Source organism: Dyadobacter sp. HNCC25DJ185 (genome assembly GCF_056895195.1).
This window is the reverse complement of record NZ_JBXHAR010000003.1, coordinates 162,471-176,927: the sequence shown is the minus strand read 5'-3', so window position 1 is coordinate 176,927 and position 14,457 is coordinate 162,471. Positions and strand designations below refer to the sequence as shown.

Genomic DNA, 14,457 nt, shown 5'->3' with positions numbered 1-14,457 from the left:
GCATAGGTTATTGTGTTATTAAACCGCAAAACAATGCAACTATTATCAGGCAGAGGCCGGTCGAGGTACATTCCCCTTCTTATTTTATTTACACTTGCACTACTTCAATCCTGCCGAAAGAACCCCAAAGAGATGACAAACGGGGAACTGTCCAGAGAAATTGGAAAAAAGAAAAGTTACGGGGAGCTGCTTGAGTTTTCAAAAAAGGCTGGGATCAATACAGAAAAGTTTGCAAGTGTGGGCGACTCTGTGCCTGTATTTGCTTTGCTGGAGGAGGCAGGTTTTGGACATAAACCCAATATCAGGTATACAGAGAAAAAAATAGCTGCGGATACAGCCTCTATTCGTGAAGCGGCCGAGAAACTATACGAGGGCGAACCGATCGAAAAAGTCCTGGAAAGGCTTGAACCTGTTTTTCCGGTTTACCATCATTTAAAAATCCACTATACCCGGTTGATTGAAGCGAAAAAAACCGATAGTGCAGCATATGTAGCGGAAGCTTTGAACGCCTATCGCTGGATCCATCGCCAAACCAAAAATGCACCGCGTTTTGTAATGGTCAACATCCGGGGTGCTTATCTCACGGCCATGGATTCCGCAGGCCAGAACGTGTTGACAATGCGCACAGTGGTAGGCAAAATAGATACTCCCACCCCAACGATCGATACCTATGCGACAAGCATTGTAACACACCCGTACTGGAACGTACCCAAAAGCATCGCGATCAAAGAAATTTTTCCGAAAGCATTAAAAGACCCGGAATATTTATCGAAGCAAAGGATTGCCATTATCGACAAAGATGGCCAGGAAATCAATCCAGAAGACCTTGACTGGAATGAACTTACTGCCGAAAAATTCCCGTACCGGTTCAGGCAGGAGACAGGAGAGGATAATTCGCTTGGGTTACTGAAGGTGGAAATCAAGAACCCGCTGGCCATTTATCTGCATGATACCAATGCGAGGTACCTGTTTGCAGGTAACCAGAGGTGGAGAAGTCATGGCTGCGTGCGCGTGCAGAAACCGACTGATCTTGCCAACTATATGGCCGGAACTACCTTGCTAAGCAGCGATTTCATGACTGAACCAGACACCATTTCAACGCCTCCCCAATGGCACAAGCTTAAAGTGAGAATACCTGTTTTTCTGCTGTACCTGGGAGCGGATTGCAATGAGAAAGGAGATTTACTTTATTTCCCGGATGTATATAAAAGGGGTTCTCCTAAGGTCTGACCCTGGGGTTTTGACGGAAAGAGACCCGACAGCAGCGGCGATGACTTGAAATAGGTTTGGTCGGCAGAATAGATGAACAGTCCTGCGCCGTTGTACATTAAATTGATCAGCCGTTTGCAATCGGCGATCGATACGGCCGGGCATCCCTGGCTTCTGCCAAGCCTGCCTGTATTTTTGATAAAAGCCTCACTGACATAGTCCGCGCCGTGCATAACGATCGCTCGTTCCAAGGCACGGTCGTTAATGCCTTTTTCTAACCCCTCCAGACGGAGCGACAGGCCATGCTTTCCCTGGTAAGTGCCCAATGTCTTGTAAAATCCCAGACTGGACTGGTACGAAGAATTGTTATTGGAAAACCGTTCGGCAAACTCCTGTCCGGAATTGCGTCCATGCGCGACATACGTATTCAGCAAAACCTTTCTCTTGATCAGATCTATCACGTAAAGCCGTTTGTTGCGCGATGATTGAGTAAAGTCTGCAATCGCCATCACCGGGTTATGCAGCTTCATTTTCTGAAAACCATACCAGGCCAAATAGAAGGCTTTTTCGGATAATCCCTGCTTTTTAAGACCCAGCGAATCGTAAACCGACTCCCACTCTGGCTTCAAAACCGAATCGGGACTGGATTTGGATACCGTTAAAGTCTTGGATGTAAAGAAATCAGAAAACGGATTGATTTGTTGAACTCCTAAGGAGACACTAAGCGCAATGATCACCGCTGCAAATACCGCCTGGGCCTTCGTCATTTCTTATCGTTTTGTTGAAAAAATATGCTGAACAATCGCATTGGGAATTAGCGAAGCACTGAGTTTCTGGGATGTTAAGTGAACAGCAGCTTTTGCCGTAATGGTTCCTATAAACTTTATATTGATCAGCAATGTACTGATTATCAATACATTAAAATCGACTATTTGCGTTCAATACCTGCAAGGATACGTCCGATATCATTGGCCCGGCTCATATAATTAAGGCTGGTATTGAGATCCTCATGATCGATGGCATCCTTGAATTTTTTCAGGAGTTCGATGTAATCGCCCAATGCTTTCGAGACATTGGCTTTGTTTTGATCAAAGATGGGCGCCCACATTTGCGGCGAGCTTTTCGCCAGACGTACGGTCGAAGAAAAACCCGTGCTTGCCATATCGAAGATCGCACGTTCGTCCTGTTCCTTATCCAATACGGTAAGCCCCAGAGCGAAAGAGCTGATATGGCTCAAATGGGACACGTAGGCCAGGTGCAGGTCGTGCTCGACAGGTTTCATGTAATGGATTTTCATCCCGGTGTCTCTCAGAAAGGTTTCGACCAACACCAGCGACTCCGGGTCGCTCTTTTCCTTATCGCAAATGATGACGTTTTTATCAATTAAAAGCTCCTTAAAGGCAGCACCCGGACCTGAATTTTCCGTTCCGGCCATAGGGTGTACCGCCACGAACTGGCCACGTTTGGGATGCGAATCGGCAAGTTTGCAAATCAATTCTTTTGTGGAGCCAAGATCCATCACTGTCCTGCCTTCGGGAATCAGGTCCAGCAAATGCGGCAGCAGACTGGTAATTGCATCCACAGGTGTAGCGAGTACATTCAATTCTGAAATTTGCAGCGCTTCGTCCAGCGAAACAATTTCGTCGACAATGCCTTTTGCAAGTGCGACTTTCTGGTTAACCAAAGATTTATCGACACCGACAAATTTGATATTAGGATATTTTTCGCGCAGCCCCAATGCAAAGGACCCGCCCAATAAACCGACGCCTATGATACTGATGATCATTTTTATTTATTTATAAAGATAAAACCGGCATTAACCCTTTATCCGCTCCGCTGCTTCCCAAATTCTTTCTTTGGGCAAACAAAGCGACAACCGGATGTAACGTTGGCCTTTGGGCCCGAAAATAAAGCCGGGTGCAATAAATACATGCTTTTCAACCAGTAACTGATTGACGAGTGCCTCGGCAGATTCTACCGACCCGGGCAGCTTTCCCCACAAAAACATCCCCTCCTGCTTCTTGTCCCAGGTACAGCCCAATGCGCTCAAAATCGCCTCAGCAGCATCCAGTCGACCCTGATACACCGCATTTCGTTCCGCGTGCCAGGCATCGGTATTTTGCAAAGCGGCTACAGCAGCTTCCTGCATCGCCCAAAACATTCCCGAGTCCACGTTACTCTTAATGGTCAGCACTGCATTGATATATGCTTTGGAAGCCGAAAGCCAGCCGAGCCGCCAGCCGGCCATATTGTGCGATTTGCTCATCGAGTTCAGTTCAACGGCAACATCCTTCGCTCCTTCAACAGAAAGCAGACTGATAGGCTCTTTCTTGTTCAATATCAGGCTATACGGATTGTCGTGACAAAGCAGGATTTTATGCTTCTTTGCAAAAGCGACGGCTTCTTCAAACAGTTCCCGCGTTGCCGGGGCACCCGTAGGCATATGTGGGTAATTGAGCCACATGATTTTTGTCCGGGCAGTCACCAGCGATTCGATGGCATTCCAGTCGGGCTGCCAGCCATCATGTTCCCGTAGCGGATATTCCTTCACAACTGCGCCAACCATCTGGCTCACGGCTCGATAAGCAGGGTAACCCAGCTCGGGCACAAGTACCTCGTCGTCCGGGTCCAGAAATGTCAGTGATATATGTGTAATACCTTCTTTTGAGCCCAATAATGGCAATATCTCAGAGGCAGGGTCTAATTTAACGCCGTAAGTATGATCATAAAAAGCTGCGATAGCATTCCGAAATGGAGGAGTTCCTACATAAGGCTGGTAACCGTGCGCTTGCGGTTTTTGAGACGCTTCCGCCAATGCAGTCAAAGTTTCTTTGGACGGCATCATATCGGGATTTCCGATTCCCAGGTTGATCACATCATTTCCTTCGGCAATCAGTTTGCGCACCTCGGCCAGTTTCACGGAAAAATAGTATTCGGAAGTCTGCTTCGTGCGCCGGGCAGTGTCTATTATCATTATTTGTATTGAATAAGCTGTTGGCTTTGGCGGCAGGCCACGCTGGCTTGTGCCGAAACGGGGCGCAATTTACGATATTTTCCCAAGCGGGCATTTTTGATAGATGTTAAAGAGATGGTTTTCATTTAAATTGCAATCATGAACATTCTACGGACCTCTCTTTTGCTTTTAATGCTTCTGGCGGGTTGCTCCAAACCTTCCGAGAAAATCATAATTGCAACTGCTGCCAACGTGCAGTATGTGATGAAAGAAATTCAAAGAGAATTTGAAAAAGAATCAGGCAAACAAATCCAGATTGTTGTGGGCTCCTCGGGAAAGCTTACCACCCAAATCCGCGAAGGAGCACCATTTGATGTATTCGTCTCCGCTGATCTGAAATATCCCCAGGAAATCTTCGAAAAGGGCGGTTCAGAGGAGAAGCCTAGAGTTTATGCGTTGGGAACACTGGTTCTTTGGTCATCAACGATCCCGGCACCAGAGCTTAAATTGGAAATCCTCGATAAGGAGAAAATCAAAAAAATCGCCATCCCAAATCCCAAAATCGCCCCTTACGGAGAAGCGGCAGTCGACATTTTAAAAGCCAAAGGCCTTTTTGAAAAAGTGAAAAAAAAACTGGTATACGGCGAAAGCATCGCTCAAACTGCCCAATATATTACTTCCGGCTCGGTTGAAGCAGGTTTCAACGCATTATCCATTGTTCTTTCCGATGAAATGAAGGGCAAGGGACATTACGCGATCGTAGATTCCACGCTATACAAACCGATTCAGCAAGCGGCTATTTTATTGAAACACAGTGAAGATTCTCCCAAAAAAGAGACCAGCGAAGCTTTTTACAAATTTCTCTATTCCGATAAAGCAAAAGCCATTTTCAAAAAATACGGATACAAGTAAAGCTGATTCAATTATTAACCATACAAAATGAAGATGGACTGGCAACCACTCTGGCTCACTTTTCGCCTGGCAACAGTTACCTCGCTGATCTTGTTGGTGTTTGCTATCCCTGTGGCTTATTGGCTCGCATTCGGGAAGTTCAGGGGCCGCGGCATCGTGGAGGCGATGATTGGTATGCCGCTGGTTTTACCTCCGTCTGTAATCGGTTTCTACCTGTTGCTGGCATTTAGTCCTTCTTACTGGTTTGGGGCGTACATCGAGGAAATACTTGGCATAAGGCTGGTTTTTTCATTTGCTGGCCTTGTTATCGCTTCTGTTTTATATAGTCTGCCTTTTATGGTTTACCCAATCCGTGCAGGGCTTCAGTCATTACCAGCATCCCTGCGGGAAGCTTCCTATACATTGGGTAAAAGTGAATGGGAAACATTTTCGAAAGTCCTTCTTCCAAACTGCAAACCCGCGATATTAACGGCCTTCGTACTCACGTTCGCTCACACCGTCGGGGAATTTGGCGTGGTATTGATGATAGGCGGGAACATTCCGGGAGTTACCAAAGTGGCTTCCGTCGCGATTTACAATGAAGTGGAAGCATTGAATTACCCGGTAGCCAACCAGTATGCCCTGGTGCTTTTCGCGACAACATTCGCTATTTTACTGATTGTTTATTCCGTCAACAACAGCCTGCTTCGTGTCCGACAACCTTCTTGACCTCCACATCCGGCACTCCCTTCACACAGCCAACGGAATTTTGCCCATGGAGGTTTCTTTTCAATTCGGCAAAGGAGAAATCATGGCGCTAACCGGACCGTCGGGTGCCGGAAAGACAACCCTTCTGAGACAAATTGCAGGTTTGGTAACTCCTCAATCAGGAAAAATTACTTTTGGGGATACGGTGTGGCTGGATACCGGCCAGCAAATCCAATTACCCGCGCAGCAGCGGAATATCGGGTTTGTATTTCAGGATTATGCCCTTTTTCCCAATATGTCGGTCAGGGAAAATTTGCAATTTGCTCTACCAAAAGGTGAAAGTGGGCAAATGATCAACGACTTACTAAAGGCCACCGAACTGTCCCGCTTGGAAGGAAGAAAACCCTTTCAGTTATCCGGCGGCCAGCAACAGCGTGTCGCCTTGGTAAGAGCATTGATACGGAAGCCTCAGTTGCTGTTACTTGACGAGCCATTTACCGCCTTGGATTATGTCATGCGCTATCAACTGCAGGAACTGCTTCTGGAATTTCAGCGGCGATATCAATTTTCCATGATCATTGTGACCCACGATATCGGCGAGATTTTTCGCCTCGCTCAAAAAGTGGCTGTCATGGTAGATGGTAAGCTGGACGGCATGGGAACGCCCTCCGAAATCTATTTCAACAAAAAATCGTCTTCCAATCAACTCCTTATTCACGGCGAAGTGTTGATCTGCGTGAAGCAAAACAATTCCCTGCAAGTTCACGCGCTTATTGATAACCATATCAAAAAACTGGAATTACCGCTTGAAATGGAACATACGCTGGCTCCCGGGGCGCATTTCACGTTACAGTACAACCTGGATTCTGCCGATATCGATGTGATCAGGGTGCATTGATCGGGTCTCTGGCAAAGGGTAACTTTGTATTACTCCCGTCTTTTCCGATAAAACCTTTTACGATTTTTATGAAAATATTTTTCAAGATTTTACAAGTTGCATTCTTTGCATTGCCCCTGCTAGCCATGCGGGCAGATAAGCCACTAAGGGTGATTTTCTTCGGAGATTCCATCACACAGGCCGGTGTAGGCCCTACCGGTTACATTACTCAGGTCGGCGAAATGCTAAAAGCCAAAGGCCAGGATGGCCAGTATGAGCTGATTGGCGCCGGAATCGGTGGCAATAAGGTTTATGACCTTTATTTAAGGCTGGAAGACGACGTACTTTCCAAAAAGCCGGATGTTGTTTTCATCTATGTCGGGATCAACGATGTGTGGCACAAGGCCTCCTCGGGCACAGGAACCGATCCCGATAAATATGTAAAATTCTATGAGGCTTTGATCAAAAAAATGAAGGCGCAGAACATCCGGGTGATCGTTTGCACCCCTACCGTGATCGGCGAAAGAAATGATAATTCCAATGCCCAGGACGGCGACCTAAACCAATACTCCAAACTGATCCGCGAGATCGCGACCCGTAATGGTCTACAACTTTGCGACCTGAGAAAATACTTCCTGGATTATTTAGCCCAAAACAATCCTGAGAACAAAGAGAAAGGAATATTAACCTCCGATCGCGTGCATTTAACGGATGCTGGCAATAAGTTCTTGGCTGAGAAAATGCTGGAAGCGTTGGTTCAGAAGTAGGTGAAGATTGAAATCAGACAAAACAAATAGAGGCTGCCTTTGAGGCAGCCTCTATTCGTTTCTTAGTGTCAGAATTTTCTTAATCCCAAAGCTTTGCCGGATAATCCCCCAGCACATGCAACGCAGCCAATGAGGCCTGCACAGAAGGTTTATCCTCCGGATAAGTAACCCCAAACCAGTCTGACGAAGTCCGGAAAACGCGGCAATCGCCTAAACCGTTCTTGATAATGTGGGTCATCACCGTCGGAATGTAGAATTCTGCTTTGGGGGTGTTGATATTTGCTCTGGAATAGGTGTCAAATAAGTCCTTTGTAATGGGGAACATAGACGGCTTAAAGCCCCAGAAGTTCATAGAAACGGGAGTTTCAGGCGCCAACGCTGTTTTGACTCCCTCCTCTTCAAAATAAATGTGACCGTTTTCTTCGAAAATTTTCGTCCTTTCCACAACCGATTCTAGGTTATGATCCTCCCGCTCCACGCAAACGCCTCTCGAAACGGTTCCGTTTTCGGATAAGGTACGTTTTAACTCATAACCGATCATGGCGTGCTGGTTAGGGTTCATGTCGTTTTGCAAAAAAGCAGACATGGTTACGAAAGCGTCCAGCCCGTAAAAATCATCCGCATTGATCACTGCAAAAGGCGTCTCTGTTTGCTTCCAGGCGCATAAAGTAGCGTGGCCTGTACCCCAGGGCTTGGTCCGCTCCACAATTCCCAGATCTTCCGGGACATAAGATTGGATACCTTGTATTGCAAAATCATATTCAATTTTCCCAGCGAGTTTCGGGGCAAAAATGGCCTCTGCACTATCCTTGATTTCCTGGCGAACGATGAATACTACCTTTCCAAAACCACTTCGGATCGCATCAAATAAGGAATAGTCTATGATTGTTTCTCCATTGGGGCCAAACTGGTCCAATTGCTTGATGCCCCCGTAACGGCTGCCGATGCCCGCAGCTAAAATCAAAAGAGTTGGTTTCATTCAAATCATTTTAAACAGCTGAGCTGCCGTGTGTAAACGCTGGCAAAATAAATTCTTTCAGCACTATAAAAAAAACGCACCCCGGAATTTCAGGGCGCGTTTTGTAAAATAAAATATTTTAAAATTCACCTAAACCGCAAAGCTTTCGCCGCATCCGCAGGTGCGGGTTGCATTGGGATTGATAAACTGAAATCCCTTTCCATTCAAGCCGTCTGTGAAATCCAACGTAGTACCCGCCAGATATAGAAGGCTTTTTTTATCAACAATGATTTTCACCCCTTTGTCCTCGAAAACCATATCATTGGGCTTCGAATCTGAATTAAATTCAAGATTATAGGTCAATCCCGAACAGCCTCCGCCTAAAACACCTACCCGGATCTGATAATCATCCACAAAACCGTCGGCATGACGAAGTTCCACAATCTTATTTTTGGCAGTATCGCTTACAGTAACCATGATCTTTTATTTGCTATTCAAAAACTAAACAACCGCACGCTTTGGGAAAGTTCACACTAATTTTAGAAAAAACCTACCCATCAATCCGAAAGGACCATAGCCCCCCCCTGATTGATCGCTGAAATGTGTAAACCGGCCTCAATGCCGGCGGATGCAAATCGCTGCTGCATCGCCTGCCCAGCACTTTTCGCGTTTTCGATTCCCCTCGACAAGGCAAACATGGATGGTCCTGCTCCTGAAATGCTGCAACCCAGTGCCCCGTTGGCGATAGCCGCCTCTTTAACTTCTTTGAATTCAGGGATCAAAATCGAACGGACCGGTTCGATAATCACATCCACCATGGAACGGCTGATCAGATCATAATCCGATTTCATCAGACCGGCGACCAGCCCTGCCACATTGCCCATTTGGGCGATCGTATTTTTGAGCGAGACTTCATTGCGTAGAATAAAGCGCGCATCTTTAGTATTGATTTCAATATCAGGATGTACGAGCGTACAAAACAAATCATCCGGGACAGGGATTGTGAAAATATCCAGGGGACTATAACTTCTGATCACGACAAAGCCACCCAAAAGCGATGGCCCCACATTATCCGCATGCGCCGAGCCCGAGGCAATGCGCTCGCCTTCCATCGCAAAGGGCAGCAACTCCTTACGGGAGAGCGGATTCCCGAGCAGCTGGTTCATTGCGACCACTCCCGCAACTGCGCTGGCCGCGCTGGACCCCATTCCACTGCCAAGAGGCATATTTTTATGAAGCACCACCTCGCAACCCAGGTCCCTAATGCCCAAATGCTTAAGCAAATGCAGCATCACAACGGTTACGGCATTTTTTTCGGCGCTGCGCGGCAACCGACCTTCGTCCCCAAAAATATCTGTGATGACAATTCCCGGCTCGTCTCTTTTACGCACCTCCACTACATCACCGGGTTCTTCGATGGCAAATCCGAATATATCAAACCCGCAGGCCACATTCGCAACCGTAGCCGGGGCAAAAGCTTTAACTGAATTCACTTTAAATGGTTGTTTTCTTTTAGGTATTGCATGGTGGGGTTGATGAAAACACGGGCGTCTTCAATAGATTCTATCGCCTGATCCTCAGTAATCTCTTCATAGCATAGTCCCCAAATTGCCTTTTCACAAAGGACCGCTGTAACCTATCACTGAGTGTAATTTCTAAAAGCCCTGTTTTGATAAATATTTCGCGAAATTTATTGTGCGCACCAACATGTGTCTTTGAATGGAAACCTTGAATGAATAACAAAGCTTGAACCGAATGAAACATGGCATAATATGATCTATTAATACATGCTTCAAAATGCTTTTCTTTAAAAGAGTCCTCGCTAGATTCGACACATTCCTCAACCTTCATCAAAATCCTTGGTAAAGATACCTCAATCATAACTCAATACCTTCCAAGATTACATGATGCCCCAGAGGAGTATTTCCAAAATATAATTTTTTGTTGGTATAAGGGATCGCTGAAACCCAGAAGCCGTGTTTCAAGCCGAGATCGTGCATGACGGGTGATAGGTTGCTAATTTCCGAGTAAGATCGTATTTCCTCATCGTTCAAAACCACCATTAGATCAACATCCGATTCTTCGTGCTGCTCGCCCCGTGCATATGAACCAAACAAAATGACTTTGCTAAGTCGGCTTCCATATAATTGACGCACCTTATCGATAAATTCATCTGTAAGTGCAGATATTGATTCCGGAACTTTCCTGTTGCTCATAGCTCAAAAGTCTTTCTGAAACATTTGCAATTTAAATTCTTCTAACCCAAATAGCTACTGATACTCATGATATCGGCAAAAACGCCCGAGGCGGTAACTTCCGCGCCGGCACCAGGGCCTTTAATCACGAGCGGACGATCCTTATACCTTTCAGTTGTGAAAGAAACAATGTTGTCGCTGCCTGATAATGTGTAGAATGGATGCTGCGCATCAACCGTTTTCAGTTCAATGCTGGCTTTTCCATTTTCCAAAGTCGCAATGTACCTCAGCTTCTCACCCTTTGTTTCCGCATTCGATTGTTTTTCAGCGAAATAAGCGTTAGATATTTCCAGCTCCTTAAAAAAAGCATCCACTGTAGGGGCACTCAGGCAGTTATCCGGCAATATTTGCGAAATCGTAATTTCTTCCGGCTCCAGCGGGACGCCCACCTCCCTGGCCAGAATCAGAATTTTACGTCCCACATCGGCTCCGCTCAGGTCATCTCTTGGATCAGGCTCCGTAAAACCTTTGGCTTTCGCTTCTTTTACAATATCCACAAACCGATTTTCGGAATTGAAATTGTTAAAGATATAAGACAGCGTGCCCGAAAGGATCGCCTCGATTTTCAAAAACTTATCCCCGCTAGACATCAGCCCCTGGATGGTATTGATAATCGGCAACCCTGCACCCACATTGGTCTCATATAAAAACTTCACCCCTCTTTGCAGTGCCGTACGTTGCAGGGACAGATACTCGGAATAGGAGCCTGAATTGGCTACTTTATTGGGTGTCACCACAGAAATGCTGGCATCCAGCAGCATATGGTAATATTGGACGATGTCCTTATCCGACGTGCAATCTACAAAAACGCTGTTGGGTAGGTTGAGCTCAATCATGCGCTGCACAAATGCAGGAAGGCTCGTCTTCACACCCTCATCCATCACCCGGTCACGCCAGTTTTCTGGTTTGATACCCTCCGGGTCCAGCAGCATTTTCTTGGTATTGGAAAGCCCGGCAATGTTCAGGTTCAGCAGTTTTTCTTCACGGAGGTATTGGGTCTGGTTCCTGATCTGTTCCAGCAATGTGCCGCCGATCAGCCCAACCCCCACGATAAACAAGTTCAAGGAACGTGTCTCCGACTGGAAAAATACCCCATGAATCGAGTTAAGCGCCTTGGACAAATCGCTCTTTGCAATCACGACGGAAATATTGAGCTCAGAAGAACCCTGGGCAGTAGCCACTACATTGATCCCGTTTTTACCTAAAACCGAAAACAGCTTGCCCGATACGCCAGTGCTTTTTTTCATTCCTTCGCCCACAATGGCAATGATCGACAGGTTTTTCTCAATCGAAATACTGTCTATATGGCCAAGGGCGATCTCGACGGCGAATTCTCTTTCCAATACCTCGCTCGCACGCTGCGCATTTTTCGGATCAATAGAAAAACAGATCGAATGTTCCGAAGAAGCCTGGGAAATCAGGATCACACTGATCGCATGATTGGAAAGCGCTGTAAATAATCGCCCAGAAATGCCCGCGACGCCGATCATCCCACTGCCCTGAATATTGACGAGCGCAATCTCATCGATAGAAGAGATGCCGGTGATCGCGTACTCCTTACCATTAGCAGATTTTTGAACATACGTGCCTTCAAAATCAACATTGAAAGTGTTGAGCACTTTTAATGTAATATTCTTGGCAAAAGCAGGTTGCAAACTGGGCGGGTAAATCACCTTGGCGCCAAAATGCGACAATTCCATCGCTTCCGCGTACGAAATCGAAGGAATAGTGAAAGCGTTGGCTACTTTGCGCGGGTCGGCTGTCATCATACCGTCCACATCCGTCCAGATCTCAATCGAGTCAGCATCCAATGCCGCCGCTATGATCGAAGCCGTATAGTCGGAACCACCCCTGCCCAGCGTGGTGGTAACCCCCTCTGCCGTAGAAGCGATAAATCCTGTCACACATTGCACTGCAGATGTCTTTGCAAAATATTCCAGGACCTGATGATTGGTTATTTCAAAATTCACGTCACCCATACCGTAGGTCGCGTTGGTATGGATGATCTGCCTCGCGTCGCAGAATTCCGCCTGAACTCCCTTGCTCTTCAATATCTCCGTGATCACCATCGTAGACAACCTTTCCCCGAAACTCATAATCAGGTCCAACGTCCGTTCCGACAGCTCCTTAATCCAGGAAACACCTCTTAATATATCTTCAAGCTCATTAAAAAGGCCCCTGATCGATGCGAACGTACTGCTTTGGCTTTTAACCGGAATTAGCCCTCTTACCACTGCAAAATGACGCTCTTCCACACCCTTGAGAAAATCGATATAATCGGTGTTCCCCGCCGCTGCCATTTTGCCTATTTCGATCAAACGGTTGGTCACCCCTCCCATAGCAGAAAAAACAACCGCAAAGCGCTCTTTTTTTTCCAGATTTTCTTCAAGGATTTTGATTACTGTTTTGATACTGTCGACCGAACCGACAGAAGTACCGCCAAATTTAAGAACCTTCATTTAAAGCTATTTCGAATGTGCATTTAAAAACGGCCTGAGCGCCTGCTTCGAACCGGCTGCAAATATAACAATTCAAACGCCGCTTACCTCGATAAGCCGCCCAAATGACGTGACTAGGCCACCTTGTACAGGCAATCCGGAAAAAACGAAGGAAAATAGAGTAAGACTTATCTAAAAAGCAATTCCAAAACCGGCACCGGCATTCACCACACCCACAAAACGCTTTTCGTGGATCCGGTCGTCATATTTAAATGTACCCTTCCTGACCTGTACAGCTACATTTTTGATCTCGGCTTCCGCTCCGATCATATCTGCACCCATCTGAAAATACAGGTTACCGGCCAATGGTAAACGCAGACTGAACCCACCGGAGAGACCAAATGCGGACGTGGAAGCGGGTATCAGGGTCACATTCAGCTGCTCTCCGCCCGACTCGGAAGTACCCACCAATTCGACAGACGGCGAGTTTGCCCAGATCTTGCCAGCCTGGGCGTGCAGTTCAATTTGGACTCTGTTCATATTGATATATAAAGCCGGCCCGAACATGACTGCGTTTAATTTCCAGCGGGACACTTTAGACTGCCATACATAGGTATCGTTCAGCAGCTCGGCATAGGTGTCCGCCTTTTCAAGGATCGGTTTGGAATTGGTGTTATTCATATTCATACTCCCGGAAGCACGCAATCCGAGCCACCGGGTAATGCGGAAATCATAATTGGCCTGCCCGAAATAGCCGGAGCCTGTGAGGCCCGCAAAGGGGTCATCCAGTTTTTCCCGGGCCAGTTCGCCGACCGGAAGACTATATCCGCCGGATACTGAAAAGAAACTTCTGTTGTTGTTTTGAGCTTGTGATTGTAATTGGAGCAGTGTTAAAAAGAGGATTGTGAGTGCCTGGTATCTCAGGGAAATTTTCATGAATATGGCTTTGAGTGATGGTTTGCTGGGGCTTGAAAACTAGAATTCACCTAAGCTAACATCAAACAGGCCGGTTTTATTACATTTTTCACAAATGACTTTGTTTGGGGAAATTTTATCAACACTATGTCATATAAATCTCCTCAAAAGCCTGCGTTTGCACTTGGTACAAAAATGGTACGGGTTCATACAAACTAAATCAATGAACCATGAACAGGCAAGAAACTGATAAAGAAGCCAAGGCAACCAAAAACACCGGGAATGTATGGAAATGGATCCTGGGCGTCGGTGTTGTACTAATGCTCGTTGCTTTCTGGGGAGGATTTTTCAATCACAATGAAAACTTCAGTGAAGCAGAAACCCCTTCTCAGAATTCCGGAGTAGTTGCCGATTCGGCAGCTTCCGATACCACACAGGAAATGTCAACCGACACGATCAACAAGAGCGTCAGGGATAACCAATAGA

Annotated in this window: 16 protein-coding genes; 6 read left to right on the top strand and 10 right to left on the bottom strand. The window is 46.4% G+C overall.

The features are described from left to right. The first annotated feature begins 33 nt into the window (after window positions 1-33). Complete coding sequence (locus AC1XUF_RS09300; protein WP_483341497.1) at window positions 34-1,230, top strand: L,D-transpeptidase family protein; 1,197 nt, start codon at window positions 34-36, stop codon at window positions 1,228-1,230. Here the strand turns inward: AC1XUF_RS09300 and AC1XUF_RS09295 are convergent. From AC1XUF_RS09295 to AC1XUF_RS09285, 3 genes are all read right to left on the bottom strand, one after another. Further along, a complete protein-coding gene (locus AC1XUF_RS09295) occupies window positions 1,188-1,976 on the bottom strand; it encodes a murein L,D-transpeptidase catalytic domain family protein (protein ID WP_483341496.1) in 789 nt (262 codons plus the stop codon). The genes AC1XUF_RS09300 and AC1XUF_RS09295 overlap by 43 nt on opposite strands. A 161-nt stretch (window positions 1,977-2,137) precedes the next feature. Then, the gene (locus AC1XUF_RS09290; RefSeq protein ID WP_483341495.1) at window positions 2,138-2,995 is read right to left on the bottom strand and encodes a prephenate dehydrogenase; all 858 of its coding nucleotides are present in this window, start codon (window positions 2,993-2,995) and stop codon (window positions 2,138-2,140) included. 30 nt (window positions 2,996-3,025) lie between these two features. Next, entirely contained in the window at window positions 3,026-4,183 is a 1,158-nt protein-coding gene (locus tag AC1XUF_RS09285) for a pyridoxal phosphate-dependent aminotransferase (RefSeq protein ID WP_483341494.1), read from the bottom strand. A 138-nt stretch (window positions 4,184-4,321) separates the two neighbouring features. Here AC1XUF_RS09285 and modA point away from each other — a divergent pair, with 138 nt between their 5' ends. The 4 genes from modA to AC1XUF_RS09265 all read left to right on the top strand — a co-directional run bounded on the left by modA (window position 4,322) and on the right by AC1XUF_RS09265 (window position 7,405). Next, window positions 4,322-5,074 carry a molybdate ABC transporter substrate-binding protein gene (gene modA, locus AC1XUF_RS09280; protein ID WP_483341493.1) on the top strand — a complete coding sequence of 251 codons (753 nt, stop codon included), beginning with the start codon at window positions 4,322-4,324 and terminating at the stop codon, window positions 5,072-5,074. 33 nt (window positions 5,075-5,107) lie between these two features. Continuing rightward, window positions 5,108-5,782: a molybdate ABC transporter permease subunit gene (gene modB, locus AC1XUF_RS09275; protein WP_483341492.1), complete on the top strand. Its 675-nt coding sequence runs from the start codon at window positions 5,108-5,110 to the stop codon at window positions 5,780-5,782. Then, window positions 5,763-6,659 carry an ABC transporter ATP-binding protein gene (locus AC1XUF_RS09270; protein WP_483341491.1) on the top strand — a complete coding sequence of 299 codons (897 nt, stop codon included), beginning with the start codon at window positions 5,763-5,765 and terminating at the stop codon, window positions 6,657-6,659. The genes modB and AC1XUF_RS09270 overlap by 20 nt, the downstream gene beginning before the upstream one ends. Window positions 6,660-6,727: 68 nt before the next feature. Continuing rightward, on the top strand, window positions 6,728-7,405 hold the full coding sequence (locus AC1XUF_RS09265; RefSeq protein WP_483341490.1) for an SGNH/GDSL hydrolase family protein: 678 nt from the start codon (window positions 6,728-6,730) through the stop codon (window positions 7,403-7,405). Window positions 7,406-7,484: 79 nt separating this feature from the next. On the opposite strand, the gene AC1XUF_RS09260 is transcribed toward AC1XUF_RS09265, so the two are convergent. From AC1XUF_RS09260 to AC1XUF_RS09230, 7 genes are all read right to left on the bottom strand, one after another. Beyond that, on the bottom strand, window positions 7,485-8,384 hold the full coding sequence (locus AC1XUF_RS09260) for a nucleotidyltransferase family protein (protein WP_483341489.1): 900 nt from the start codon (window positions 8,382-8,384) through the stop codon (window positions 7,485-7,487). 129 nt (window positions 8,385-8,513) lie between these two features. Further along, window positions 8,514-8,840: a HesB/IscA family protein gene (locus AC1XUF_RS09255; RefSeq protein WP_483341488.1), complete on the bottom strand. Its 327-nt coding sequence runs from the start codon at window positions 8,838-8,840 to the stop codon at window positions 8,514-8,516. Window positions 8,841-8,920: 80 nt separating this feature from the next. Further along, window positions 8,921-9,856, bottom strand: coding sequence for a homoserine kinase (locus AC1XUF_RS09250; protein ID WP_483341487.1), 936 nt, complete (start codon window positions 9,854-9,856; stop codon window positions 8,921-8,923). A 70-nt stretch (window positions 9,857-9,926) separates the two neighbouring features. Further along, window positions 9,927-10,214, bottom strand: coding sequence for a HEPN domain-containing protein (locus AC1XUF_RS09245; protein ID WP_483341486.1), 288 nt, complete (start codon window positions 10,212-10,214; stop codon window positions 9,927-9,929). Window positions 10,215-10,240: 26 nt separating this feature from the next. Next, the gene (locus AC1XUF_RS09240; RefSeq protein WP_483341485.1) at window positions 10,241-10,579 is read right to left on the bottom strand and encodes a nucleotidyltransferase domain-containing protein; all 339 of its coding nucleotides are present in this window, start codon (window positions 10,577-10,579) and stop codon (window positions 10,241-10,243) included. A gap of 41 nt (window positions 10,580-10,620) precedes the next feature. Continuing rightward, entirely contained in the window at window positions 10,621-13,077 is a 2,457-nt protein-coding gene (gene thrA / locus AC1XUF_RS09235; RefSeq protein ID WP_483341484.1) for a bifunctional aspartate kinase/homoserine dehydrogenase I, read from the bottom strand. A 171-nt stretch (window positions 13,078-13,248) separates the two neighbouring features. Next, a complete protein-coding gene (locus tag AC1XUF_RS09230; RefSeq protein ID WP_483341483.1) occupies window positions 13,249-13,992 on the bottom strand; it encodes a hypothetical protein in 744 nt (247 codons plus the stop codon). 209 nt (window positions 13,993-14,201) lie between these two features. Between AC1XUF_RS09230 and AC1XUF_RS09225 the strand changes: the two genes are divergently transcribed. Further along, a complete protein-coding gene (locus tag AC1XUF_RS09225) occupies window positions 14,202-14,456 on the top strand; it encodes a hypothetical protein (protein ID WP_483341481.1) in 255 nt (84 codons plus the stop codon). Window position 14,457: the final 1 nt, after the last annotated feature.

Coding starts and splice junctions, on each gene's coding strand:
- AC1XUF_RS09300 (WP_483341497.1), top strand. CDS start 34: ATGCAACTATTATCAGGCAGAGGCCGGTCGAGGTACATTCCCCTTCTT.
- AC1XUF_RS09295 (WP_483341496.1), bottom strand. CDS start 1,976: ATGACGAAGGCCCAGGCGGTATTTGCAGCGGTGATCATTGCGCTTAGT.
- AC1XUF_RS09290 (WP_483341495.1), bottom strand. CDS start 2,995: ATGATCATCAGTATCATAGGCGTCGGTTTATTGGGCGGGTCCTTTGCA.
- AC1XUF_RS09285 (WP_483341494.1), bottom strand. CDS start 4,183: ATGATAATAGACACTGCCCGGCGCACGAAGCAGACTTCCGAATACTAT.
- modA (WP_483341493.1), top strand. CDS start 4,322: ATGAACATTCTACGGACCTCTCTTTTGCTTTTAATGCTTCTGGCGGGT.
- modB (WP_483341492.1), top strand. CDS start 5,108: ATGGACTGGCAACCACTCTGGCTCACTTTTCGCCTGGCAACAGTTACC.
- AC1XUF_RS09265 (WP_483341490.1), top strand. CDS start 6,728: ATGAAAATATTTTTCAAGATTTTACAAGTTGCATTCTTTGCATTGCCC.
- AC1XUF_RS09260 (WP_483341489.1), bottom strand. CDS start 8,384: ATGAAACCAACTCTTTTGATTTTAGCTGCGGGCATCGGCAGCCGTTAC.
- AC1XUF_RS09255 (WP_483341488.1), bottom strand. CDS start 8,840: ATGGTTACTGTAAGCGATACTGCCAAAAATAAGATTGTGGAACTTCGT.
- AC1XUF_RS09245 (WP_483341486.1), bottom strand. CDS start 10,214: ATGAAGGTTGAGGAATGTGTCGAATCTAGCGAGGACTCTTTTAAAGAA.
- AC1XUF_RS09240 (WP_483341485.1), bottom strand. CDS start 10,579: ATGAGCAACAGGAAAGTTCCGGAATCAATATCTGCACTTACAGATGAA.
- thrA (WP_483341484.1), bottom strand. CDS start 13,077: ATGAAGGTTCTTAAATTTGGCGGTACTTCTGTCGGTTCGGTCGACAGT.
- AC1XUF_RS09230 (WP_483341483.1), bottom strand. CDS start 13,992: ATGAAAATTTCCCTGAGATACCAGGCACTCACAATCCTCTTTTTAACA.
- AC1XUF_RS09225 (WP_483341481.1), top strand. CDS start 14,202: ATGAACAGGCAAGAAACTGATAAAGAAGCCAAGGCAACCAAAAACACC.